This is a genomic window from Haloarcula sp. Atlit-47R, from assembly GCF_003665985.1.
Taxonomy (GTDB): Archaea; Halobacteriota; Halobacteria; order Halobacteriales; family Haloarculaceae; genus Haloarcula; species Haloarcula taiwanensis.
Genome location: NZ_QPLQ01000007.1, coordinates 92312 through 119247 on the forward strand (window position 1 = coordinate 92312; position 26936 = coordinate 119247).

Sequence of the window (26936 nt, forward strand, 5' to 3'; positions counted from 1 at the left end):
TGATATCTACCCTACTAATACCGCGATCGATTAATGACGCAGCTGAGTCCGAATATAAAATCGGGTTAGGTTCTGGAAGAACTCCGACAGCAGGATCAGATAGTGTTCAGAATTACTCTAGAGGTGGTAACAGTATAATGAAGAACCAGGATGAGCACGATAGAATCCGCGGACGAGTTGGACAGGGAGGAAGTAGACGAATACATTGACCTCCTCCATGATCGTATTCAGTTCCTTGAAGAGGAGTTACAGGATGCTGAGCGCACCATTCTTGAAATGCGACAAGAGGGGGTTGAGACTTCCCTTGCCTCGTTTCTTCAGGCGGAAAGGGAGGATTCGTCGAAGGAACTCGGTGAGGATTTTGAGACCGATATCCGGAATGTATCTCGGTATGTTCACTACCTAACGACGAAATTTGATGTGGATAAAGATACGCTGGAACAAGTGCATGGAGACATGGTTGAGAGCATAAAAAGAAATATCGACGACAAATCAGATCTTAATCACGCTTCTCTAGCTTTGTGGGTTATCCTCATTAAGCACGAAGAGATGGCCCGTGGGGATTAACCAAATCGCTCTTCGGAAGGAGATTGGTGACGGTGAGTGCTGCGGCTGAACCGTAACGCTGTAGGCTGTCAACCCAATACCGACGCTGTCCGGCGTTCAACAAGGTATTCAAACACCTTTGATTCTTATTCAACGTCCCACCTTACACTCACTGAAAATGAAGTGCTGCACTCGAAGTATTGACCCTCGCTCAGGAGGATATGAGGAGTATAGGTTATCTCTGGATCTTCACGTCAGACTGGACAGGGAACAGCCATACCTTCCGGAGTACGCTCAAACTTTTCATCAATAACCACGTTATCTCCTTCATCGCTGCCTATGTTATCAATTTGCATCTTATCACTATCAGGTTTCACCCTCCCATCGGCAGAAACGACAAACCAACCATTGCATCTGTGAAGAATTCAACAGAGGCAAATAACCTGGGTCAGATTGAGTTTTGAACAGTATCCGAGTATTTCTCGCACATACTACTCCTTATGTCGACTACTGCCGCAGTGTTCTGGCAGGAGTGTGATCGCTACCACGAGATTGCGAAACGGTTTGAGCGCAATATCGAGATCACACATCCCGATTATCTGACGGGGCGAAGCGGCTACTACTGTTGTGGCTGTTCCTGGTGTGCAAAAGAGGTCAAGTACTATGAATATACAGGACCTCGACTGTGAGAGAACCCCGAACTGAGAAGCCTTTCTCTGTCTCACATGGCCGCGCTCTGCTTGTCAGGCAATGATCCGGTGGGGGGCGTGGGTTTGCCTTTTCGAGACCAGTTGCTTCGCTCCGTAGCGATCTTAATCACGCGAATATTGTCTGATATCGTTATTCCAGTAAGTCGTCTGGATCGAAGTCGTCAAGATCGCCGGGATCGAATTCGTCTGCTCCGCTCTGTGTTTGTGTGATATCCTCTATTGCGTCTTCAGTCTGTTCGGCAACAGTTGATAGGGCATCAGCAAATTCTTCTAAATTCTGGAGTTCTTCCTCCTTGAATTCAACTGCTGGTGGAAGATTTCGTAATTGGATGATGATTTCTTGGATCTCACGGAGGTTTTGCCCTAACATAGCGTTGAGGGGGACTTGGATATCCCATATTTCGTCTACGCCATGATTTGCTCGTTGACCAATCAATGTCTCTCCAGTTTCGTTTTCCCCTGCAAGTCCAGTGACGATGTTCGTCCAGTAGTAGTCTCCTTTACTGGCTTGGACGATGGCACTTGATGCAGCGAAGGTCCACGATATCTCTTCGAGGAATACTTCCGCTTCATCAGTAATCTCTTCAGATAGATAATCTCGCGATTGACACTCTGAGAGAAGCGCATCATGATCATCAAAATTGTCCAGTATTTGCAGGGCGACAATAGTCTCTCCTTCTTCGTCGATATCTCTAAACAGTTCCTGGAGTTCCTCCTGAACTGGATCATCTGAAAGCCATCTTGCATGGAGATTCGCAATAGTGGGTCGAAGCGATCGACGGCGCTGAGTCAGCCGAGAAATCCCCTCGGCAACTGGTTCGAGTATCTCATCGGGCAGATCCTCAACATCCTCCTCATCGGGGCTGATTCCTGTGGGCGCGTCAGACATGGGATTCATGTCGTGCATTAAACCCGACGTATAAAGAAATACTGACGTGTGACAACAAAATTATCTATGTTTTCGAATCCCGAGTCTGAGGTATCAACTCAGTGAATGATTCTGTTCTTCCTCCCACTCTTTGACTCCGGGTTCTTTCTCTTTGATTTGTTCCATAAGGTGTTCGTGGGTTATTCCTGGAACGTCAGAGGGAGAAACAACCCCTTCATCGATGGACTCACTGGCTGCCGCTTGGCCGGCTTGTCGAACAACGCTAGCGATATCGGCTCCCGAGAACCCTTCAGTCCACTCGATAATCTCGTTCCAGTCGAGGTCGCCACTGACACGTTTATCTTCGAGGTGGATTTGGAAGATGTCGCGGCGATCGTCGGCGTCGGGGGCGCCGATGTGGATTTTGCGGTCGAACCGGCCCGAGCGCCGGATCGCCCCGTCGATGTCCTCGACGAGGTTCGTCGCACCGATCACACAGATCTCACTCCCCTGGATCGCGTCCAGTTCTTGGAGCAACTGCGTGATCATCTGACGAGTCCCATCTGTTTGTTCAGGACCACCGGACCGGCTTCGCGCCAGCGAATCTAACTCGTCGACGAACACCACACAGGGTTGTATCTGCTTCGCCTCCGCGAACAACCGCTGTACGTTCTGCGCGCCTTTATTGACGTATTCGGATCCCAATTCAGCTGCTGACACACCCGCATAGGGATAGCCGAGTTCATTGGCTGCAGCTCGTGCGATGAGGCTTTTCCCGGTCCCTGGTGGGCCATAGAGCAAGACCCCGTTCGACATATCGACCCCGATCGCGTTGAACACTTCAGGATACAGATGGGGCTTGATAATCCCGTCGTGTATCCGGCCGATTTCTGCGTCGAGACCCCCGACGTCCTCTAGCTCCGTACTCGGTGGGTTCTCGAAGAACTCAGCTGCTTCGATAGCTGCTTGTGTGTCATCGGTTTCGACTTCATCGAAGGTAGATTCTACCTCAGATTGTACGTCAGTTTCTGGTCGCGACTCATCTCGCATGCTATTGGATGGATTAAGACCAGCATCTCTCAGTTGTGATTGAGCGTTTGACCGAAGCGACTCCGCTTTATTCTCGTGAGCCTGCACGACGACAGGACTGTCCTTGGCCTCAGCAAGTCGCTCATGTACATCTGCTGCCTTGCTGAAGAGGGCAGCAGCTTTCTTGGGCTCGTCGCCAGCGTGATTGCGTGCATCCTCTGTGAGATCCTCCACTCGCTGCTCGAGGATGTCCAAGCTTTCAGGGCTAAGAGTCATGAAGAATCACCTACCAGCCGCTCAGGCTTCTTCCTGCATTTTCTGCAGCTCTTTATCGATTTGCTCGTCGATCGCCGATTCCATACCACTGCCGAGTTCTGCTTCCCCAGAGCCAATTTCGGCCGCCTCGATCTCCTCCGCTTCCGACTTGATCTCGTCAAGATCGAGGCTGAAGTCGGTGTCACCGCTCCGGTCGAAGTGCATGTCGACTTGGTCGATGACGTCCTGAACGCCTTCCTGCTCGAGATTACTGTTCTCGAGAGCATTCCGGATTGCATCGGCGTTCAGGTCACCGATATCCAGCTCGATGGGGAGTTCCTCAGCAGGGTTCGCCATGAGATCACGACGCTTGGCTTCGAGTGAGAGCTTGATGAGGAAGAACTGCTGAATCATCAAGTTCTCCCACAGCTCGGACCAGAAAGACCGGTACATGTCGGCTTCTTTGGCCTTCGCGTAGAGCCGGGATTTTTTCCGCGTGCCAGCGTCCAGGGCTTTTTCGAGGTATTGCTTTTTTTCCTCCGAGAAGGAATCGACCTTCTCTTCGATCTGGCGCAATACTTTCTCTCGGCGGTCCAGATCCTCGTCGATCTCTTCGACGGTCCAGCCGCTATTGAGTGCGCCTCTCTGTTCGTCGGCGGAAAGCCATTGTTTGACTGGTTCGCGCAGTTTCATAGTTCAATATCGTTGATGTCGAAATCCTTGCTCGAGTTGTCCAGTTCGGGCTCGTACAGGGTGACGACTATTGCTACACCAGCAACGGTTCCGAGTACGGCGCTCCAGATGGCCGCCTTCAGTTCGGGGTATGTGAGATCGAACAGTATCGGACCGACCGTGAAGTCAACAGCGAGCACCCCAACAGCAAACGCAGCCGCGAAGAGGACGCCACTCTGTAGTCGATACTCGACGGCCGTGTAAATGCCAGCCACGAGGGCAGCACCTGCAAGGCCGTGTAAGACCGCGATCAGTAGCGGAATGTGTGGTTGCATTGTTTTTGGGTTTGCGTGCTTCTAACGTCGATGAGCCAGTCGGAGTATGGATTAGACACACCCACAGGAGGTCGCAGGACCTCAAGTACAGCCCTACAGTCCCAGTAGGCGGGAGTGCCTCTTCCTTGCAAACTCATCGACAACTACTGATTGGCCGTCCTCAAGCCAAGAGCTGATTTCTAGACTTTGCTGATTCGCAGTGTTGCACCTCGCATCAAATCTTACCCAGGTTTATGACCCGTATCTCATTCAGTCATATTACATGAACAATCTTGATAGGGTGAGAGCTACCGTCACGCAGACAAAGCGTGTTTCTCACAGGTGTGGAAGTGGGCCTTTCCGCACGCATATTCACACTCTTCGGGGATGGCGTACTGCCGGCCGAAGCAGTGTCCTCCTCCAGCGGCTCATAGGCTCGAAACCTGCCCACGTAGACAGTTACCGATATCCTCCTAAGGTCACAAGAGTCGAATCGCTGGTCAGGTGGCAGACCGTGGTATCCTTGACAGATGTGAACTCCACTTACTGCTCCAACCTACCAACAATTCTCTACAGAAAAGCGCTTGAGAGTGCGCCGGGGAGGAGTTGAACCTCCGTCGAGACCGGGTTGGTCCCAGGGATATGCCACTACCACACCGGACGCACTTCTGCGTTGTTGCCATAGAAATGAAGTCCTGGTTCGGTTTTATATCTATGTCCGATTTAAGTACCTGTTATCAAAGGATCCAGAACAGCTATAGCAGCGCTGCGATGTGAATCTGCTGAATTCCTCGTTTCGTCCACGTTTTCCAGAAATTCATGCCACTGATCCAGATTAATCTCTCTGGCAGCGCGCAAAACCGTCCAATGGAGCCATTGGTTACGAGCCTCCTCGTTGACGAGAACTCCAGAGAGGTAAAAAGGCCCAAGACGAGAGACTATATCAGCAAATACTGCTGGTACAAGGGTCGTTGTATCTGGAAGTTCGTTCGATATATTTTCAGCCGAATCGAGAATATTCTGAAGCGATCCCGGGACTTCGGCAGGCCTATGAAACTCTATTAAAGCCCCGATAGCAGCACCGAAGAACGTGGCGAGAAATGCCTCCCGATTGGGGACTCGTCGAGCGTATGTTCGTGCATGTTCTATCGTCGTGACGTGCCAGTATGCGGCAGCCGAAGGTTTAACCCTGACACCCATCAGTCGTAGCCCACGTCCCAATATTTCTGCTGTCGGATATGATACTCTTGGCGACTCAAATTTCTCAAACGGGATATTCTCAACAATAGTAGGAATCCACGAGCTTCCCTCCTCTGGGTCGTCGAAAAGGGTAAGATATCCGATCCACTCGCCACCGAACCGATACATGAAGAACGGAGAACTGTCTTTTTGAGCAACCTCTGCAGCGAGCTCAGTGACCTGCCAGCACCTAGTTTCAGAGAAGTCTGATCCTGGATCGCTATGTTTCGTGTGCCGAGCAGCTGCGAAGCCAAGAACAGCGGCGCGTATACGGACTGTTTCGCAAGCAGATGAGCGAGCGTCTTCAGACACGACTCGTAGTCCAGTCAAGATGTGGTGCGACCAGTCGTCGATACAGCCAGCCGTTTCACCGTATTGTTCGGAAATGATGTTTGAAAGTGCATTTCCATATAGGGTTACGAGGAAATCGAGTCTCTGGTCTTGGGACAGATGTTTCCATACTGTCTCTGAAACTGCGCTCCTGAGTACCACATTCCATTCTGTCTCCTTTGCTGTAGGCTGATACTCCTGTGCGAGGAACAAAAGCAACTCTTGATGAAGCCCTGCCAGTGTACGGTAATCAACTGTCCCTTGTGCGGCGGTATGAACCCTCCGTACAACTGGTCCGGCATCCGTGGGGTCACGTTTTTTAATGAACTCGCGGATTAGCAAGGTGAAAAAAACCCTCTGTTTCCGATATTTCTCTTCTTTAGATATTCCCATGTGGTCGGTGATATGAACCATAAAGGAGTCACAAACTACTGCAATAGACCTCTGCGACAGTTTAGCGTCCGACTCTTCAAGAAGAACAAGAGGAATGCGTTGGCAAAGGTTGCGATACAGGTCAAAGTCGTTTGAGTCACACACAGCCTTAGCTTGAATTTGGGCCAGAACGCGAAGATCATCCTCAGCCTCCTCATTGGGGTATGTCTCAAGAGTAGTACCTACTGTTGACACGAGTGCTTCACTGAAGGCTATTAGCGCTGTGTCGCTCTCCTTAGCCGCCTGAAGCGCTCCACCGAATATAATCGTGAGCCATCGTCGGCGCTGTTCACTGTTGTCGTCATCCATTTCAGCATAGGTGGTAAGTGAGTTTGAGGCACATCGACGTAGTGCAGTGTCAAACCACATTAGGTTCAGATTCCATGAGCGGCTCGTTGTTATAGCATGTCTACAGACGAGTTGCACCACACGCTGTGCCTGCTTCGAAGAAAGAGTAAATTGACCCGAATCACCTGAATGTCGATCCGTTGGTCCTTGTTCCTGAGTACGACGGATCGCCGTCTCTACAAAAGTACCGAGATATATGCTTTTCTCATCGGACAAATCCTGGCATTCAATAAAATCTCGAAATAGACGTTTTGCCCATTGGTCTTTAGACTCACATCCATCAGCTGCGAGAACGTCAACGAAAGCAAGCCCGTAAACTTTCGCAGCGAAAAGCGGGTTATCTCGTTCTGTTGCAGCCTCTCGAACCGTCCCTCGAATACGATCCAACCGTTCTACGTCTGGTTTTAGACCCTCAAATGTGGATATCGTTGCAATGGTCTCCGCAATATATCTATCTAAGCTTATATTTTGGTCCGTACATAGTGGTGCAATCAGAAAGTCCAGGGCTGTTCCGAGATCAAAGTCATCGTCAGATTTATCATATTCTATTTCTATTTCAGATTGATAATGGCTCAGTTGATACAGTTTCGCTCCTAATGCACCCCCTGTATTTTGTTCACCTTTCATAGAAAGAATAATATCAAGGGGATTATCGACATTTCGGAACGTACCAAACGTTTCAGAGACGAACTCACTTTCAAATTCTATTAGTCCATTTTGATGCTCTTCACGATACTGATCAACTCCTGTATTTATCGCTTGCTGACATCCAATTTCAGATGATATCTTATTAAATACTTGTTCGCAACGAGATAGTATGCCGACACCACCGAAGGCGTTATTTAGATCAACAGATCTTGCCAAATCCATTAAAAGTGGAGTGTATTCCTTATTCAGGAATTGCTGTGAATCAGACCAGAGACTGTGGATGAACTGCCATCGGAGTAATGATAGTAATAAATACTGTTCCGAAGGGCCAGCAGGAGAAATGAACGTACGGAGTTGATTAGTCCTTGAATCCTCTATCATCACAAACGAGGGGATTTTGTGGGAAAATTGTTTCTGCAGACCCCGAACCCACGACTTTACGTCAATATGCTGTGTATCCGTCCCTTGGATCATCTCCAAGATCTGTTCTCCAGCCGATTCCAGACCGGGAGTGCCGTATCCGACCCATTCATCAAAGATCCTGGAAACAATCTCTAAGCTCTCTCCAGATTGCTTCAGTTTCGCCAAGTCATGCCGGTCCTCATATAGAGCAGACATCCCATTAGTGAACGCAAGCGATGGCAACGGATGCATACGATCCGGAATAGATTCCCCAGCGAAGTAGAGACTCAATGATCCTCTGGCAACTCTCGAAATGAGCGAGAATGCCCAATCATCCCCGAGCGTCCGAAAAATAGCGACAGCACCACCGAGCATCGATTTCATGAACGACCAAATATATTGATACCATTGCCGTTCAGCAGCTTCCGACTCGTGTTTCAGTGGGTCGTACCCGGGATGTTCTAATGACCAGCCACCCAAACGATCAAGTTGTTCGTCGATAGTTGATATACGATTGATGAGTTCATCAGTAGTTGCCTCCTCAGCGTGGTGTGCCTGAGCGATCCATGCAAACGCTTCCTGAACCGGGGTAGCCAGATTCTGTTCTAACTTCTGATTCAAATCATGGCGGACCATATGTCCGACCATCCCCTCGCCCCATGTCACATCGGTAAAGCCATCGGCATCGTTTAAACTCTCAGGAAGTGTGGAATGGGAGGGTTTCTGGTCCCATATTTCTAAATCACTTCGACTCTCGTGGCTAATCACATTAATCATCCCAACCAAAGCATGAATACCCATGACGTTTTCAACGAGAGATATATTTCTCGAAATAGAGGATTTTGTGAGAAGTGCATGCCCGAACTCATGATGGAAGGTGACCTGATCCTCTGTCCCGAAGAACTCGATGAGGGTGGTGAAATTGAACTCTTCGTCTGAGACGGCGTCGGACTCGCTACCGAGAGTTTGGAATATCGACTCTCGATTATATGTAATCGGACTTGGATAAGAGGCCGACTCCGCATCAAACCCTTCCGAACTCACATAGAGAATATCGGCACCAGGGTAGTACATCCCTTGAACTCCTTCCCAACCCGGCAATGGGAGTTGTCGCCTAAATCCAGGGGAGTTTTCCTCATCAATCCCCTGAGTACCCAGAGGAAGAGGCACGGTGATGATTAATACTGGCTCCTCGGTGAAAACCATTTCTCCGATTGGAAATCGACCTCGATTTTGGTATACCAGTACTACAGTCCTGTAGACAGATTCGAAGCGTTGGAAGATATTCAACTCTATTCAAACAACAATCGATCTACCCCATCAAAAGACCAAGCAGGGAACTCTGGCCTTAGATTGGTGACGGTACAATATTCCACAAGACCAGAAAAGAATAGAGCCGAAGGATACGCTTTCACGTAGGGCGAAGATAGAGCGTTCGCATTCCACTGAGAATTTCGAGGTTCTGAAGCACGACGTGAGCTTCCACAACGTAATGCCCATCGAGATCAGCTGTTGACCGAACTGGTCCGGACGCCTCTGCGTAGTCCTGTTTTTCCTCAATCGTCACTTCGAAAGTATCGCACGGTACGGTGATAGTTTCGCCGTCAATTTCGACCGTAACCTCTTCTCCGTCGAAAATATCTGGATCCGCTGCGCCTTGAGTTTCGAGTTCCTCGACGACGCGTGCGTCATTGCCCCGGAACTGAGGCCCAAAATAGGACCAGTCGGGATCAATCGTGACATTCCGGGAACCACCATTCGGGCTTTCAGCTGACGTCACAGTGTCCATGAGTTGGTCTCTATCGATCTCAAACTGTAACCGATGCCGTTCACCAGGTCCGAGAGCGACCTCTATCTCTGGTTCTCCGACAACGTTGTTGGTCGGGATAGACTCATGAGTGATCCCCAGTTTGACCACGGCGTCAGTCGATCGGTCGAGAGGGTTCTGGAATGTCACCGTAATGGGGATAGTCTCCGCTTCTGGCCCGTAGAACGAGCCATGGAGTTCGGGAACGCACGACTCTGCATTCGTCGGCACGTCGAACGCGTAACTGCAGTTCGGACAAATTCCCAGTTCTCGAGACATCTCACCGAAGGAATCGTGGGTCGGCCGAAGAAAGACCGGACCCCCACAGTACGGACAGTCACTATCGGCAACATCTGGATGCCCGGTGTCGACGTTGTCAATGTACGCCGCCTGTAGACTGTTTGCTGCACGGTCGGCGAGTACCTCATCGAGCAGCTGTCGACGTGCGTTGCGGAGGTGGTCACCAGCTCGGAGGAGAGCGTCGACAGTATCTCTAAATGCATCGGCGTTGAATCGCTCCGCCGCCAACCGTGCGTTGGCATCCCTCAGAGCAACACGACTCTCCTGAAGTCGCTTTCGGGTCTCCTTGCCGACGGGACTAGCCCACTGGATAGATTCTGCCTCTTTAACAGACCTTGGAACAGCCGTCAAATCGGCTCCGGACCAGTTCTCGACAGGCTCGAAGCCGACTGGAAGGTCGTCTTTCGTCCGCGACGTACTAACAGTGAACTTGAGGCTCTCGCTTTCGAAGGGGCCCCACGACCAGATGAGCACCCGAATATGGTCTCCCTCACGGAAGGCGGTGAAGTAGCAGTCATTCGGTCCGTTCGGGAAATCACCATCAGCACGCCGGCGAACGAAGAACTCGTTCGCATTACTGGAGAAGCGGTCAGCGGGGATGCAGGTGTCGATGATCGAGGTATCGATATCGCTGATCAAGAGTTCACAGCGTTCGGTACCGTGCACCTCCACCTCGTACTCGGTCGACAACGATGTTGGAGGGTCAACGGTTGGATCGCCAGCGATGACGTACGGATAATGGTCGATGCCACTCGTCACAGCACTCTGGTTCAGAAGATACGCACGCTCAGCTGGAGTGTAGCCCGACCTGAGCAACGCGTAGTGGAGAGCACCATGATGGGGCATACATTCGGTGATTCGATACGTCCCGATGAAGCTCCGGGCGGATTGAAGTAGGCTCAAGACGACGTGGACGGGGAAATCCTTGCCGTCGTTCACGTCGGTCATTAGTGAACTGCATCCGTTCAGGAACACCTGCGAGGCGTCCAATCGATCCGCACGAAGCGCGTTCTCTTCGAGAGCAAGTTCGGCCCCTCCGTTGCACACGAAGGGAGGTTGCGGCGGCTCGAAGTCGAATGCCTGGTGATCACTTGGTGCCCCGACAAGCAGTCCATCCTCAAGGCGCGAATACATATTCGTCCCATGGAGAACGGCCGATAGAGACGCCATGCCCGCCTCATTCGCGGCAGCTAATGCATCAGTCGTCACCGCATCGTGGGCCAGTAACTCTCCTTCCGGGTCGTCGAGTGTCACGTCTCGTCTGAGGTCTCGGACCGCTACGTGGTGGGTACCGCTAGAGATGGAAGACTCGTGGCAACGGTCATAGAGCGCTCTAGCTTCCTCAACGGTTCGACCAGTGATGACGCTACAGTCGAACCGGAAGGGTGGATGTTCCATGCATAACGTCTGAAGCTGACGCAGAGTCTCGGCTGAGAGGTCTACCGGCGCATCGACATAGACGATTGACTCCCCAGGCGCGATGCGATTAACTTGAGTGACGAGTCGCTCGTCACGTTCGGCAGCGATCTCAGCGGCGAGGCTACCGAACGGACCCGCCTCGGAACTGGTGATGACGACCATTATGCAAACCCAATCGGTTCGGTCTGATTCGACCCCCGAAGCGGGTACTGGTCACGCAACTCGTCGAAGCTAATGGACCCCGCTTGGAGCCGGACGAGAACGTCAACCACCTTGTCGAGGGGGACCCAGACTTGGTCGGTCGTATCGCGCTCACGGAGGGTGACGACATCCGGGCCCTCACCATCGAGCCCCGCGGGATCAACTGTGATGCAGAACGGCGTCCCGACCTCGTCCTGACGGTAGTATCGGCGCCCGATACTCCCGGACTCGTCGAGCATCGCCTCGACACCAGCGTCGCGAAGGTCGTCGACGAGATCGTTCGCGACAGCCTGGACCCCGTTACGGGACTCCATCGGGAATACTCCTGCGAACTGCGGTGCGACACTAAGTTCGAGGGCGAGGAACTGGCGGTCACTCTGTCCGTTCTCCGCCGCCTCGACACGCATTGCGTGTTCGATGAGTGCGTAGACGATGCGATCGATACCGAACGAGGGCTCCACCACGTGGGGCCGCCGGTGCTCGCCGGTTTCAGTCTGCTCCTCGTATCGGAACCCGGCAACGTCGGTGGAGATGTTCACCGTCTCTCCCTTCACTTCGATGGTGACTTCCTCTTCCTCGAATGCGGAGGGATTCCGCTCGGCCAGTTCTTGGAGTGCCTCGGCAACCGCAGGTGCGGCGTCACCGAACTCCGGACCGAGAACACTCATATCAGGATCAACGACGGGGCGCTCGACGGTCTTCTGCTCGTCGTACTCGTGGAACACCTCGTAACTGTTGCCCTCGCCGGAGTGCTCCTGGTGCTTGTGGAGGTCGTAGTCGGACCGGTACGCGAAACCGGTGATCTCGACCCAGTCTCCGCCGACTTCCGCCTCAGCATCCCAGCAGTCGGCAGCGTAGTGTGCGAGTTCCCCCGAACGGTGCTGGCGGTATCGGAACCGACCCATGTCAATCCCGATCTGCTCGTACCACCGCTTGGCGATCCCGAGGTAATAGGCCACCCAGTCACTCGCGATAATACCATCATCAACCGCGTCCCCGATCGCCATCTCGACAGGCTGCCCGTCTTCAGCCTCCTGAGCCGCCTGCGGGTACAGCGTCACCTCAACATCACGAACCTTCTCTAGCGGAGGTTCATCGGATTCAGGATCGATGAACAGCTCGAGTTCAGCCTGAGTGAACTCCCTGACCCGGACGAGCCCCTTCCGGGGATTGATTTCGTTCCGGTAAGACCGCCCGATCTGAGTAACGCCGAACGGCAGCTTGTTGCGTGCGTACTCCTTCAGGCGCGGGAACTCAACGAAGATTCCCTGCGCGGTTTCTGGACGCAGGAAGCCAGACTGGCCGCTACCGGGCCCGATAGTGGTTTCGAACATCAGGTTGAACTCCGTGACTTCCTGGCCCGCTAGCGGCGCCTCACAGTTCGGGCAGGTGAGACCGTGTTCGGCGATGATCTCTCCGACTCGGTCAGTCGGAAGACTTTCTGCCTCCTCAATACCAGTTTCTGGAGCGTCCTCGACGATGTGATCGGCCCGCGTGCGCTCGTCACATTCCGGGCAGCCGACGAGCATGTCGTCGAAGCCATCCAGATGTCCCGATGCTTCGAAGACGGGCTCGGCCATCACCGTCGGGGCCTCGATCTCCATGTTACCTTCCTTGACGACGAACTGCTGCCGCCAAGCTTCCTCGACGTTCCGCTTCAGGGTAGCTCCGGTCGGTCCAAACGTGAAGAACCCTCCCGTGCCTCCGTACGCTTCGGAGGTCTGGAAGAAGAACCCACGTCGCTTCGCCAGTTCTCTAACGTCGTTGTGGTCGGACATAACGCATCTCTTCCTTGTTCCCCATCGGTTGTAGCCCCGATTATAGCTCGTCTCAGATACCTCGACCACGATACTACTGCGAAGTAGAGTCGAGGTTCTGCAGTAGAGTCATATCTGTCCCAGGTTTAAGTTGAGGATGTCAAATAGCATCAGGGGGCACACAGCGGAAACCTTCATAATACATGTAACACAACATGTAGATTGGATGCAGGAATGGACAGTTGAAGAGGTACTCGCAACGAATGATGAGGGGACCTTTTTTAGTCATCATACACAGGACCTCCTGGGTTCAGTGTATGGGCCCAATTTGTGCGACCAGCCGATCGCCAAGCTATCGGCCCCGAATCCAATCGATAGCGACGACCGGCTTCGCGTTGATCCTCTGGCCAGGGAGCTGTATCTCCCAAAAATTCACAAGAGTATTGGATCACTGTCTAATGAGGTGCAGACAGGGTTCCTCCAGTCGGAGCTTGCTCACGAAAATACACACGCCGTTCTCTCCGAAGCGCATCCGCAGTATTATCAGATGACAATCGATACGTCGTTCTTCGCGGCGATCGAGGCTATCAACCCAGGAACAAGTAAACGGGTGTTGGATGCTGCTCACTGGCAAGCTATCGAAGCAGCGATGGATACAATTCGGGCCTCCCGGGTCGCACAAGAAGCTGAAGCAATCGCAACCCAACGAGAGTATTTGGAGACACGAAGTACCACAAATTCGTCGTTTTCAGAATTGCGTGATGAATTCAGATTTCACCAACCTCTTGACAGATATTTAGCCGGAGAAGTTCATCAGCAGGATCTCCCTGATCGGGTGCATCGAAACGCAGCCTATGCATTCGCCGATTGGCTGAAAGAGCACCTCGAGTCCAAGTGGGATATCCCAATTATTGATTTATCCTTCCGGTTGGGAGATGATCTTGGCCTCGTGAATCCGGACGTGGCACTGTTAGCAGCAAGTACGGTTCCAGAATCCGAATTGGCAGAAGTCGAAGGCGAACCTGACGCGCAATTCGATCTGTATTGCGAGGTGGTTGACAAGCACTCAAACTTCGATACCCAGTATGTTTTCAGCGAAGAGATGACTACCATAGATACGGCAGAACTAATGTCTGCGGAGGAGTATGTGAGGCGGTCGCGAGAACACGCTCTAAAGTCTAATATAGACAAAAGAAATTACGCTGGTGTGCCGGTTCGAGCTACATCCTACCCGGGTACTGGAGAGGGACAAACACTCAATCATCTTCTCAACGGGATGTATGTCTCGACGAACGCTGACGGAGAACGCTTCATCTGGCTTGCCGAGGAGCTTGACTGGGCGTTACAGACGGAACTACTCGATATCGCAGTCAAACTTTGGGAACTTCGAGAGAAGGCCTTCTTCGACGTTCTTCGTCACGATCACGACCAAGTTATCTATGGAATGAACCACAATCCGACACATATGTTTGAACTCCTGAAATCGATTCAGCGCGGGGAGGTTCCGGATGAGGCAACCACACTTGACAATCGGGATGTAGAGCAAGCTCACGACCGGTTCATCGATGAAGTTGCTCCAAAACTAAAAGAAACCTACGCGAATCTCTTCACCGATCTTCAGCGTCTTGGCAAGGCCATTATTTCTGATGATACAACAACAGTACAACGCTATTTTCAGTAGTACCTGAGCAACGAACTTCCAGATTCCTGGAATCTTAGGTAGAGCCAAGTTAAATATCGTGGAAGCGGTGGGTGTTATTTGATCATCTCATTTGCGGGTCTCGAAGGAATCGACTTACCGTCCCGTCGCTTCAGGGAGATCGATATTATTTGAAGATCAGTTCATTGCTTCGGCGAAACTAAGGAGGAGCCGCCAGCAGCCCATAATCGCCACCCGAGGGTCGTCAGCGATCTCGTCCGCCTCCTGCGCGAACTTCCGGTACGCCTCAGCGAACTCTTCATTCTCGATGTCGCCATCCTCATCGACATCCGCGAGAGCCATCATGATAACCTGCTTGACGTGCCCTACATCGGTTTCGAGGCTCTGACCGACAGGTGGTTCGCCGCTGCTTGAGTCGTCCTCGTAGGGGTTGTCAATGGACATGACAATTGGGTTATTGAGGGGAACAAAACATACTGTGTCTATTACAGCATCCACACCCACGCCGGATTGGCTAATGAGTATCTGACCCAAATTTAAGTTGGAAGGGAGAAACCCATAAATTATTGAAATGACCGAACTGCCATTCGAGTCTCGGTATAACGATCGAGGATATTCACAAACTGTTCCTCTCCGAGGAATCAGTGATGTCGCGGGAATGTACTATCCCGATCTGGACGCATTATACATTAATTTGAACGACGACTCCAAATACCGCCAGCTCTTATCGAATAAACCACGTTCTGTGGAGGAATTTGGATTTAACGAGTTTCTGGATCTACTCGGTCCTAGAGTAGAAACGTTAATTCACGAAAGTGTACATGCGAAGACTCATAAACAAAGTGCATTATGGGAACATCGATTTGCGCAAAGTCGATGTACACAATTTGGATTTCATTATACTGCTCGGAACTTACACCGCTCACAGATGGAGTTTGAGGACTGGTTGGCCTCCTCCCTCGTAGCTGATCGAGCACTGGCATATCGCCACCGTGTTTGGTTGCCGCTACAAGAGAGTCTCGCTATACTCAGAGAGTTATCTCATAGCTCTATGAGTGACGCGATTAGCCAATATATATCACATCTAGAGGAGAAATTTGATTTGGGTCTCCCAGCTACTGTGGAGCATCCGGGCTATAAACTTCCAGATTCTGAAAACGCTGAAAATGCTTGGGAAACCTACACAACATTTCATCAGTATATGACACTTCAAGCAAAAGAGAAAGCAACTGCTATTTTAGGTGAATCAAAGGCAACAGACCTAATTGATCACTTGGCATTCTATCTTTCCATGCCAAAACCCTCACGAATTGAGTCTGCAGACCCAAGCGCCCAGTTCCTCAATTGCATGATGTTCATCGTCAAGCATCTCGAAGCAGCAATTGATACCTCAAGCAAATCATCTAAAATTAACGGAGACGAAATTGCTCAGTCAATACTTTCAGAGTTCGGATACATTCATAATATTGTTATAGATGCCGACGGAAAGCAGAGGGGTTCCTATTTTCAACAGGCCTTAGAAAGATTTTGGACGTTTGGAGAGACGGAGATTGCACACCAAATGATTGATGTTTTTCGAACTGAATACCAAAAACTACCTAAAGAAGGTGCGTGTTTTGTGTATATTGAGAACAAAAGTAAGACAGATTATATTGAAATGGAACATCCTGTGGATACCGGTTCTCGTGTTCCAGCGATTTTGTTGTTACTAATGTGGGAATTTCTTGATGGAATACGTAGGGGGGAAAATCGGATTTCAACACCCGCTCCATTTGTTCAAGAACGTCTCGAGTGGTTGAATGACACCGAGTTTTCAGTAAACCAAACAGTAGATATTCTCTCAAAACTTGCAAATAAAGCTATATCTGAGCCTGAGCGTACGAGGTCGGCGCAAAATTTTGCTAGCTCGATATTTGATGACCAATTTCCCAAAGTAAATAAGACACCGATAGTCGATTGGTCTGCACCGTAATAGAGTAGACAAGCCACTTACCGAAGGGGTTAGATTCGTTTTTGAAGGTGGGGAAATTCGCCAATTCCCTACTGACCAGTTATACCGTAACTCTCTCTACAATAGTGCAATGAGTCTATTAAAGATATTTCTCGGACAGGTATATTAACACGATGTCTCTGAGTTAAGTTGGAACAATCCTCGTTTTCAATATATGCTTCCGGAACACCTTTTGATAATATAAGTGTGACTTGGAGAGCTTCAAATTCTACGATTATGACTAAGAACGGATCCCCAGTGAGTTATCCCTCAATACGGTTCGATTTTGGACCTGTAATGTCGCCACGAGATACCACTCAACATAGGGGTAGTAACACAGAGAGGAGCAGCGTCAGTCGAACGCCTATCAAGCTCAAATCCACTGGAGGACGCTCAGGATGAGTTCCCAACGTGCACAGAGGCATACCGAACAGCACGCGCGAGCACTCATCTCGCGAGCGCGGTCAATTGCTAATGAGGAGCCGACTACTGCTAAATCACTCTTCATCCAAGCAGCAGACGCCTATGAGCGACTCGCAGTAAGTTCTCGAAGTGAGGATACTGCCGCTACCTATCGCAGACGCTCTGAAGAACTCCGTAGTTCGGCACAGGACCAAACTAATCACAGGCATGACTAGATCAATTCTATAGAAGATGAGATGACTCGACTTAGTTTCTGATCTGACTCCCCACTATCTGGTACGTCCGTTTACAAAAGCGACGAGCGGTGAGCTGTACGGCCTATCTCTCGTCATCTACCGCCTCAAGCCACTGCTGCCACAACTCTTCTGCCTGAAAATCATTATTCTCAAACCGCTGTGACGCAGAGTTGAGGAAGAGTTGCTTGGGATGAGCGCTTATTTGTGATTTGTCTGCATCTTTTGATGTTGCAGTAACGGGAAAGACCACTGTCACCTGGTGATATCGTGATGTGATAGCCCCAATCGCTCGAAGAATGACATCAGCTGTCTCGTCAGGGGGTCCACTACGCGCCAACCGAAAAACAGCCTCTGAGAGCGACAATATTGCCCGAGCCGCCGATTTATCGTCCTGTAATGACACGTTGAGTAAAGAAGCAATAATGAGAGCACCCCAGAAACTACGATTTTGTGCGGATGTCTCATCAATCGTGTATTGAATAATAGCCGGGACGATCCGTTCGATCCCTCGAACATTTAGATGGTTAGCCATTTTATTCGAACACCGAAGTAGAGTTTGGAGATCTTGCTGTGTCCGTTTGTCCGCACGACCAGTAAATCCTGAATTCAGGATTTCGAAAGCCGATGAGACAAAACAAAGGTAGAGACCTCGTTCTTGTTCATGCGGTTCATACTGCTCACTAAGAAAGTTCTCTACGACACGGGCAAAACACTGGATCCATTCAGTTGCGTCGCCATTCAAGTGGTTTCCATCGGAGTAAAAGCAAATCATCGCCATTGCATGGCCGTACACCTCCGAATAGAAGGTTAGATCTTCCTCTCGTTCGGTGGCAATATCTCTGATGACTTTGTCAAACTGGTAAATCTTCTTCCCGTCTGGCTCTGCTTCCGGACTTCTGGGAATGACTGTCGCCATCCCTCCAAAGAACTGTGAAACGGTGATATTTCCCTGACTTGGGTCAGCATTAAAGTAGCTGTCAAGTTGAGTTGGATCCCCATCGTGCTTATATTCACATAGTTTTCGAAGAACTCCATCCAGTGACTCATGGTGATACGTGGTTTCTGCTGACGAGGCACTCTCCTGAGACCCTTCTTGGAGTACTCCCGTCACGGCGACTCCCGAATCGATTTCCTGAAATTCAGTCACAATCTTTTCCCAGTCCGCGACGATACTCTTATCACTCATATTATCGAACATCGTCGCCAGTGTGTCTGTGAATTTATCCTCGATATGCAATGTTTCGGGCGATGGACCCTGTTCAAATATGAAGTTGAGGACGTCCGAGAACGGATTTTCGACGAAAGGGTTAATCTCTGCCCGCGCTCCCACGATAATCATCTTCCTTGCTAGCGATAATGACAGATGATCAAGTGGGAGCCCACGCTCGTTAATGAACACTTGGATGCTGTTATCTTGCGGATCCTCGATAAGTAAGAGGGTCGGAAGGGAGTTCCGTTTGCTCGCTGCAACGAGTTTTTTTATTACATCTTCGCCGTACGTTTCGAATATCTCCTGCGAAAGTTGATCTTCAAAAAATTCAGTAACGGCATCAAGCCCTACCATCCCTGTACTTGTGACTTCAAGGATGGCTCTCACCACGAACTCCATGTTAATATTATTATCAATCAAAACCTGGAACTCGTAAATATCGTTAAGATACTTTATCAAGAGAGAAGCGAACGTCGCAGCAGGTTCGAGATTCACTCTGCCCGCGGCTGTATTGACCTCAGTCGAGTCTTGGTGACGATGAGCTTGCATCAACGAGAATATTGATGTTAACGCGGCTTCCGCCGCTGTGAGGATAAGCTGAAACGCTGGACTCTCCGGTACTTCCCGGAAAATTCGATGTACAGCGGAGAGGAGTGCCCGCTCGTAAGACAAACGGAAATGTTCCCACTCAGCTGTTTCCTCCCGAGACTCGTACACGAAGGGGTTGTAACCCGGATGGGTGAACGAGTATCCGAGTGAACTCAATTCGTCATCAATCTCCGAAATTCGGTCAGATATAGCCTCTTGTGAGGGGCGTTCAGCATAGAATGCTTGTGCCACCCATGCAAACACTTCTTGAACGGGTCTTGCACGATGTGAATATATCGTATTCCGTATCTCCCGTGCAAAAAGCGACCTTAGCGTATTCCGAGATAATTCTCCGTGGGCTAAAGATGAGTGTAAAGAGTGGTTGGCCTCTATGCTTGTATAGAGCGTCGGACTATACTCGGCCAAAGATGTGGAAAGATAGTAATGGCCGAACTCGTGTTGGAAGGTCACTGCATCATCTGTCCGGACATGCGTAAGAAGATCCACGACAGTCAATTTCTCTCTCGATTGGTCGACCTCCTCAAGTACGCTTTCTTCATTCACAAAGGATGGCGAGTGATAGGAAACCTCCTGGGGATCAAACCCCTCCGCGCCTACGTAGAGTGCATCAAGATCGGGATAGTATGTCCCCCTGACCTCATCCAGCCCAGGTAGTGGGAGTGAATGAGCGTAGCCAGCGCCGAGCTCTGGATACGATGGCTCATCGCTCCCGACCAAGGTATATAACATAGGATATCGTTAAGAGATGCGTCTGATTACTCCTCAGAAGATTCGTTATCATCGTCATCTTCAACCTCATCGCCCTCTCCGAGGATATCGCTAACATTTTGTCGGGAAGCATATCCCCCACTTAGATTAGAACTGGATTCGTCTCCTGTGTCAGGGCTCGGTCCGTCATCCTTCTTCTCATCCTCGGTCTCTTCATCATGTTCCTCAAGAATCTCCTGGAACTTTGCAGCTCCCGGTGAGGCAAACCCAGGTGTGCCTGTTGGCTCTGAAGCGTCTGAAGCGGCAGTTGGTTCAGAACCCCTGCCGATCGGCGACTCTTCCTCTTCCCCAAGATACGACTCAACAGTCAATACGATATCATCAGAGGAAAGATCGGCACGCTTCAGAATTTCGTATAGATAATCCGTGTCTTCCACAACTGGAACCTCCTGATCCCAGTACTGTTCATGAAGGTTTTCGTGCAATCGCTCAACTAGCCTACGTCGAATGGTGTCCCACTCTTGATCAGAAACCTCGATCTCTGAGACATCAAATTGACCAAGATCCTCATAAGCTACCCGAGTTGCAAACTCAATATCCTCAGGTGAGTTCACCGAATCCAGCATCAATCTTGGATCACCGATGACGCTCGTTACGATGGTTTTTGCGGTTGATCTGTCGATACCCTCGGTTTCCGTGAGTGTTTCAACCCAATTCTTACTGATGGTCGTTGGAATCGTCTGCATGGTTATCGGTCACCTCCCAGATTAGTGGGGCCGAAAATCACTTTGAAATCGATGCGGTTCTCCTCTTCATAGAAATTTATAGGGACATCAATCTCGGTTTCTGGTGTGTCAGGCAATCCACTCTGTTCTTCTGCTGGTGTCAGAAGTCGATTATAAATTTTCTTTGGGAGACATGACGTTAAGGTAAAAAGACGAAGGAGAGCTGTTAGTTCCAATTCCAAACCTAGTTCGTCATAGATATCCATATTTTGACCAGTTATCTCACCTTCAATAGTGAGATAACTACCCATAAAGTCATCATCAGATTCTATCTTTTTGAATACGACACTCGGGGATTCAAGTTTCATATGACGACCGGCGACAGCATACATAACCGCTCCTTTAGGATCGATTTTTAGAACGTCATCAGTATCTACGCCGGGTTCACTTGGGTCATCGTACGCGTCCCAATGCTCTATCATGTAATAGAGGATTCGAGCTTTGTCAGATTCTGGGGAGAATGATTCTGGGTCATTAGCATCTTCTCGCCAGAATTCGACCATCGCTGGGATTTTGATGACTATCTCTCTGTCACCCTTATTTTTAATCCGTTCATCATTTTCAACAGAATACCCCTGAGAGATATGGGGGACTGTACATATAACAGAGTACTTCTCTAGTTTTCTCCAGACATAATTCTCAACGAAATTCTCGTCCTCGGAGTTAATATCAGATTTAACTCCTGATCCACTAACTATCGAATCAGAGTCGTGTACTTCTGCTACTATTTTTTCATTTGGCTCATTAGAGTCAAGATCGTCAACTGAGATTATTAGCTCTCGGTCAGCTACGTTTCCGTCAAGATTCTGGATTGCGAACCAGCCTTTCCGACCCTTTTCAGTACCAGTTACCTCGTCGTACCAACCATCCAAAAGAGGATAGAATTGTTCCCAAGTTATCTCTGGAACGAATTCGTCTCTCTCCTTTTCATTGTCGTCGTCCCGTTCTCGATCCTTGGCTGTCATCGTCCACCTCTGCTATCGGTGATACCCTGATGCATGTTTGATAGAATTCCCCGCGTGGGTATTGTTCTTTTGCCGTTCTTCGCGTTACTCATAGTCGAATCTGACTGTTGTCTTCTCAGTTGGATCAAATCTAAGCCGACGGCCGAGCTCAGACTATATCTGACCCACCTTTTTAAGATCACAATTATCGAATTCGTCTAATAGAAATCTGGCGTCTACAGGAATTCCTGCACAGCAGAACGCCGTTTCCCGGCAATAGCCCGCCCAAGGCGTTCAAGTCGGTTGTTCAAATGGGAATATGTTCTACGCGAGGACGTGTCCCTTTGAGTTTCCTCATCAGTCAGATCTAAATCACCATATGCTAAGCTGGGGTAGTATCGACTGAGACTGCCTGCTTGCTGGATACATTGTTCCAAACGGGCTGCTGATTCAGCTGCTAACAAGTGGTCGAACTCGTCATAGATCGGCCTTATTACAGTATCATTCAGATATTGCCAGAGGTGCATCCCTGAGTTCAATAACAACGTGTCCTGCGCCCATCCAGCACCATCCGTATCAAGATACATGACTCGATCCTCAGAATGCAAGACGTATAGGTTACGGAACAGCGCGGAAAGTGAGCAGGTTTCTCCGCCCCCGGGATATGCTGTCGCCACTACTGGAATGAGTGAATACGCACCGGCCTCATGTGCTGTGGTCAGCAATCGTTTGCGGTGAGTCCGAATTACATCGTCTTGAGTGACTGTCGGGACATCCGCATTTAAGCTATCATCGGAATCCACAACAAACTCAACGTGGTCCTCATACGTGGATTCATAAACCGCCTCGGTCAGTAACTCCAACTGACCAGATTTGTCTAGTTGAGCTACTTGCTCTGAGTCAAGAGCTGCAGCGCATACGATGACTTGATCAGGTGTAATCAGTTGGTGAGTTCCGGTCACGAATCGGAAGGCATATTCAAAGAGACTTACTTCCCACAAAGTATCAAATTGTTCAGAAAGATCGATAGCAAGTGATTCATACGTTGTCGTAGAATTACTTTGAGCAGATTTCAGATCTTCCTCAATGTTCGTAGAGAGAGAAGCCTGGTCTTCGATACGATGGCTACGACCCTTCATCGTTAATTTTGATTCTACAAGTAGGCGAAGTAGTGAGTTCACTGCCGTAGTTGACCCAGCGACGAATCCCTCGACTTGAACCGGTGACTGACTGAGATGATCCACGGCAACCGCCATCGATACCAACTGAGCTAACTCGTAGATGTGCTTCTCACCATGGATGGCCTCTAACACAGACTCTACACTGGCTTCGATATCTACACGGAGTTTCCTGGCCGAATCAGACTCGGGCTCGTTATTATCTGTACGTAATAGAGTTGAATACTGCCGCGGAAGATGGATTTCTCGACTAATAGGCTCAACCGAGACAGAATTTAGGTTAGAGGTGTATATACTCGGCAATGTATCCAACCGCTTCCATTCCTCTGGGACGCTACCCTGGCTCAACTCTCCAATCACAGTATGACTATCTCATGCATCGATATCATATATTAATGACGAGAGAAGATCCCAGCTGCAGATAAAATATGCCAAGTGAGGATCGCGTTGGGACGATATTTCTGTACCAAACCGATTTGTGAGAGACATAGTAGACGAATTGGAGGAGAGAACAACCGCAGGAGATTATTCTCTTGACAGGTACTAATAGAAGCCTGGACAACTGGCCTTTATTACAGGGCTTCCTCCCGCCACTTGTTCCGACAATCGGTACACTTGAAGAACAACGTCCCGGGCTCATCAGCGGCCCGCGTTTGTTTAATAACGTTATGAACCGTGTTAGATCCACAACTCGGGCATTCCTTGGTGGGATGAGCGAAAGTCTCCTCTATTTCGTCAGCGATTGTCAAGGATCGATTGCGCTGTTCCTGGGTGACCACGATGTCGAGTTCGAGAGTATGAGGAGCGGGGGTACCACAGCTGGTACATCGGAATGCTCCGTCGCAAGAAATCCGGCGCATCGAGCCACATTCACAGAACAGATCTTCAGTACCGAATGCTTGGTTGGCGAGCTGTCCATCCTGCGAAACTGAGTTCGTTTCGTCTGGTTCCGTCGACATCACCTCTGAAGAAGATGGCCAACATGAGGGAGATTACTCGATTGCAGGGTTAACTGGACTTATACGAGACCTGCTCAATACGATGTCGGATTTAAGTACCCCACCTTTGCTGCATATCAACACTTGACGAATATGTTAAGAGTCTTGGATTTCTATCACGCGTGAACTATCCAATCCGGTCGTTGTATACAGGAAGTCGACCATGTTTATCCCGAAACTTGCGCTGTTCTCGACGTTCGATTTGGCGAGCTCGCCGTCGATCCTGTGTAATGATAGCTCGATATGAGTGGAAATTTTTTTCAGAATCTCGGTCATGTGCCTGCAGTCGCCGATATATCGATCCAGATCCGATATAGACGATGTTGTAGTCTCCCCAAGCCAACTCATAAACACCAATGCACGTGGACGGGCTGGTGGAATTATATGCGTGAAAGCGTGTAGCGAGAGGCATCGATTTCTACCCTCCCTCAGTAGAACATCTTCAGGCCTCTCTCTTCATCCGCTTCTGACTCTCCCGAAGAACTATTCTCCCCACCCTCAGCGATGAAGTTACCCCTGGAGGGATCAAATCGCGGCCTATCTTCACTCTCCAGTTCTGTAGGTATCTCTAAACCGTGAGCATCGGCAATGGCATCCAATCGCGTCAGTGCTTTATCCAATAGTTCCCGACGCTCATACAATTTTGCGACCAATTCAGGACTAACGTCGTTTCTCTCGATGGCCATAGGGAGTACATTCACCAAGAGGGTTATGCGCTGCACGCTTTCCTCGAAGAACGCATCGAACGGAACTCGCACGGAATACTGCTGATCAACGCCGTACCAGAGCGTCCAATTAGCGACAATTTCGCCATTCAGGCTATCAATGTCGACATTCTTTCTGGTCCAATGAGAGTAGATACTATCCTTTTCACGCCGATACGCGGCAATACCTGGCGCAATCCAATCGACATCTCCCCACCAGGCCTCGAACTCTTGTCGCTGCTCTGAATCCAGATACTCCTCCTCGAGATCGTCCAGTAGCGGGGCAAGTTCATCAGCGTAGTCGAGACGGGACACAATTCTGAGGTCTTCAGAACGAGAAAAGATTTCGTTGAGATCGTCTTGAATCGAATGGCCCTGAAAATGTTCTTGTTCGAGTTCTCTTATTATTCTCCCCAACACCTCACGCCGGTCGAGAAGGCCTATGATTGTATCAGCCACGTTTCGAAGCACAGAATCAGGCGTCTCAGCGTCGAGGTCATCAGAGATCGTAGTATCCGGCACCATATGTAATTGCACGAGGTGATTCACTGTCGGTATGTCTCAAAATAGATATGGAGTCGGCCACAGAGAATGCCGCCGAAGTCTGGGTGAGATTTAAAATCAACAACGGGGCACACTTAACACGGACAGATGCGTATATTATCTCTACACAGGCATGGACTCCGGTCGAGAACAGCGGATCGTCGATTCGCATCATGTCGACGATAAAGGAGTCCAATTCAAACATGTCTCACAAGACCTCATTGAAACATTAGAAACAACTGATCTTGGGCCCTCAGTCACTCTCCTTGGAGAAATCCCTCAGACACTTGATGGCGGCCCGTTGAGGTACGATCCATTTGCACGCGAACTAACGGTTCCTTCACTCTACGCCGACCTGCTCGATTCTGATTCTCCCCATGTTCAGGCCGTACTGAAGCCGATAGTGCAATCAGAAATAGAGGCACACGAACGTACCCACGAGAACCTTACTCGACGTGAACGCCAGTGGTATGTCGAGTCCGAGCTCGGCTCATACCAAGTCACGCTACTGGGACCACGAGGCTACGACCGCCTCATCGACTTCGCAAGGAAAGCAGCAGCACACACGAGTGCGAATCTCACTCGGACCCAGTTGGTCCACGAAGGAACTGCAATTGCCGCTCAGATGCAGTATCTCAAAAATAAGGGACGGGCAAAAGCATTGGCCTGGTTGCAAGAGAATACGGCAACAGCGGACGATATCGATCGGTTTGTCGAAAGTAATCTCGATCCCGGTGAGTATCTTACTCGCCTTCGCGAGGAGGCGCCAGAATCGCCTGTATTGAAACACCCAACACATGCCTTCGGTCACTGGCTATACCGACAGATGCGAAGTCGATGGGATATCTCGATTCCACGTTATGCGTTCCGACTAGGTGGTACAGCAACGATTGATGAGGCTACTACAGTTGGCGTTATTTCCCCAGATACGATCGCAATGGTTGCTGCACTCGTCGAAGCGCCGATTCCTCAAGAATGCGCTGAACCAGAACAGAAGTCACTGCTGACCAACCTGGTTGAGGAGTGGATCACCAAAACAGGCTTCGCAAATCCTGTTTCACCGTATGAACAAGAGGTCGGATTCGATGGTTCAGTAGAGGTACTCAACCGAGAGACGGTCCCACGTTCGATGCGTCGTGTATCGCTTAATTCAGCAGTTGATGCTGAGGAATATTGGCACGTCCCCCTATACGCGACCGACTATCCTGGCGTCTCGGATGAAAAGCATCTCTGGGGTATACTTCGAGACCTCTACGTCCTCACGAGTCCTGATGGTGTACGGCGACTGTATCTAAAGACAGAAACACACGACTGGGCGGAGGATACTCAGATCTTATCGCTGGCAAGGGAGATGTGGCTCCTTCGCGAGAAACTCTTCATGCCTCTCTTTCAGGCTTACAATACGGCGACGACACACGATTTAGAGCATATACTCTCCATGGTTGATTCCGGTACCATCGAGTCAGGAGTAACAATGTTTGATCAGTCGGTCGCAGAGGATATCGCTCAGAAACGATTCGTATCTGCTGATAGTATCGATGAGGCTGCCTACAATCAGTTTATCAGTGAATTATCCACGCTCGGGAAAGCGATCCTTGCTGGTGATAGTGAAGAAGTGCGTCGCTTCTTCAACTGATGGACAATCATTGTGTATAATAAAGGGGACTATAG

The 26936-nt window shown here is 49.9% G+C and carries 18 protein-coding genes; 4 read left to right on the top strand and 14 right to left on the bottom strand.

Features of this window, described 5'->3' with window-relative positions; all coding sequences use genetic code 11:
• The first annotated feature begins 150 nt into the window (after positions 1–150).
• Complete coding sequence (locus DVK00_RS19105) at positions 151–567, top strand: hypothetical protein (RefSeq protein ID WP_121578318.1); 417 nt, start codon at positions 151–153, stop codon at positions 565–567.
• 819 nt (positions 568–1386) lie between these two features.
• Here DVK00_RS19105 and DVK00_RS19110 read toward each other — a convergent pair.
• From DVK00_RS19110 to glyS, 7 genes are all read right to left on the bottom strand, one after another.
• On the bottom strand, positions 1387–2145 hold the full coding sequence (locus tag DVK00_RS19110) for a hypothetical protein (protein ID WP_147435915.1): 759 nt from the start codon (positions 2143–2145) through the stop codon (positions 1387–1389).
• A gap of 93 nt (positions 2146–2238) precedes the next feature.
• Complete coding sequence (locus tag DVK00_RS19115) at positions 2239–3429, bottom strand: 26S protease regulatory subunit (protein ID WP_121578320.1); 1191 nt, start codon at positions 3427–3429, stop codon at positions 2239–2241.
• 21 nt (positions 3430–3450) lie between these two features.
• Positions 3451–4101: a hypothetical protein gene (locus DVK00_RS19120; protein ID WP_121578321.1), complete on the bottom strand. Its 651-nt coding sequence runs from the start codon at positions 4099–4101 to the stop codon at positions 3451–3453.
• The gene (locus DVK00_RS19125) at positions 4098–4415 is read right to left on the bottom strand and encodes a hypothetical protein (protein ID WP_121578322.1); all 318 of its coding nucleotides are present in this window, start codon (positions 4413–4415) and stop codon (positions 4098–4100) included. The genes DVK00_RS19120 and DVK00_RS19125 overlap by 4 nt, the downstream gene beginning before the upstream one ends.
• Before the next feature lie 702 nt (positions 4416–5117).
• Complete coding sequence (locus tag DVK00_RS21240) at positions 5118–8999, bottom strand: hypothetical protein (RefSeq protein WP_147435916.1); 3882 nt, start codon at positions 8997–8999, stop codon at positions 5118–5120.
• A 205-nt stretch (positions 9000–9204) separates the two neighbouring features.
• The gene (locus tag DVK00_RS19135; RefSeq protein WP_147435918.1) at positions 9205–11154 is read right to left on the bottom strand and encodes a periplasmic heavy metal sensor; all 1950 of its coding nucleotides are present in this window, start codon (positions 11152–11154) and stop codon (positions 9205–9207) included.
• A gap of 326 nt (positions 11155–11480) precedes the next feature.
• On the bottom strand, positions 11481–13298 hold the full coding sequence (glyS, locus tag DVK00_RS19140; protein WP_121578325.1) for a glycine--tRNA ligase: 1818 nt from the start codon (positions 13296–13298) through the stop codon (positions 11481–11483).
• Between the two features lie 205 nt (positions 13299–13503).
• Between glyS and DVK00_RS19145 the strand changes: the two genes are divergently transcribed.
• Positions 13504–14958 (top strand): hypothetical protein, encoded by a 1455-nt coding sequence (locus DVK00_RS19145; protein WP_121578326.1) that lies wholly within the window; start codon positions 13504–13506, stop codon positions 14956–14958.
• Between the two features lie 156 nt (positions 14959–15114).
• Here the strand turns inward: DVK00_RS19145 and DVK00_RS19150 are convergent, their stop codons facing one another.
• The gene (locus DVK00_RS19150) at positions 15115–15381 is read right to left on the bottom strand and encodes a hypothetical protein (RefSeq protein ID WP_121578327.1); all 267 of its coding nucleotides are present in this window, start codon (positions 15379–15381) and stop codon (positions 15115–15117) included.
• A gap of 484 nt (positions 15382–15865) precedes the next feature.
• Between DVK00_RS19150 and DVK00_RS21245 the strand changes: the two genes are divergently transcribed.
• Complete coding sequence (locus DVK00_RS21245) at positions 15866–16909, top strand: hypothetical protein (RefSeq protein ID WP_147435920.1); 1044 nt, start codon at positions 15866–15868, stop codon at positions 16907–16909.
• A gap of 759 nt (positions 16910–17668) precedes the next feature.
• On the opposite strand, the gene DVK00_RS19155 is transcribed toward DVK00_RS21245, so the two are convergent.
• The 6 genes from DVK00_RS19155 to DVK00_RS19190 all read right to left on the bottom strand — a co-directional run bounded on the left by DVK00_RS19155 (position 17669) and on the right by DVK00_RS19190 (position 25247).
• Positions 17669–20134, bottom strand: coding sequence for a hypothetical protein (locus DVK00_RS19155; protein ID WP_147435922.1), 2466 nt, complete (start codon positions 20132–20134; stop codon positions 17669–17671).
• 26 nt (positions 20135–20160) lie between these two features.
• Complete coding sequence (locus DVK00_RS19165) at positions 20161–20859, bottom strand: hypothetical protein (protein WP_121578330.1); 699 nt, start codon at positions 20857–20859, stop codon at positions 20161–20163.
• A 2-nt stretch (positions 20860–20861) separates the two neighbouring features.
• A complete protein-coding gene (locus tag DVK00_RS19170; RefSeq protein WP_121578331.1) occupies positions 20862–21863 on the bottom strand; it encodes a hypothetical protein in 1002 nt (333 codons plus the stop codon).
• Positions 21864–22078: 215 nt separating this feature from the next.
• A complete protein-coding gene (locus DVK00_RS19175) occupies positions 22079–23155 on the bottom strand; it encodes a hypothetical protein (RefSeq protein ID WP_121578332.1) in 1077 nt (358 codons plus the stop codon).
• A 437-nt stretch (positions 23156–23592) separates the two neighbouring features.
• On the bottom strand, positions 23593–23979 hold the full coding sequence (locus tag DVK00_RS22505; RefSeq protein ID WP_121578333.1) for an RPA12/RPB9/RPC11 RNA polymerase family protein: 387 nt from the start codon (positions 23977–23979) through the stop codon (positions 23593–23595).
• Between the two features lie 467 nt (positions 23980–24446).
• Entirely contained in the window at positions 24447–25247 is an 801-nt protein-coding gene (locus tag DVK00_RS19190) for a hypothetical protein (RefSeq protein ID WP_147435924.1), read from the bottom strand.
• Positions 25248–25398: 151 nt separating this feature from the next.
• Between DVK00_RS19190 and DVK00_RS19195 the strand changes: the two genes are divergently transcribed.
• The gene (locus tag DVK00_RS19195; protein ID WP_121578336.1) at positions 25399–26901 is read left to right on the top strand and encodes a hypothetical protein; all 1503 of its coding nucleotides are present in this window, start codon (positions 25399–25401) and stop codon (positions 26899–26901) included.
• Positions 26902–26936 lie beyond the last annotated feature (35 nt).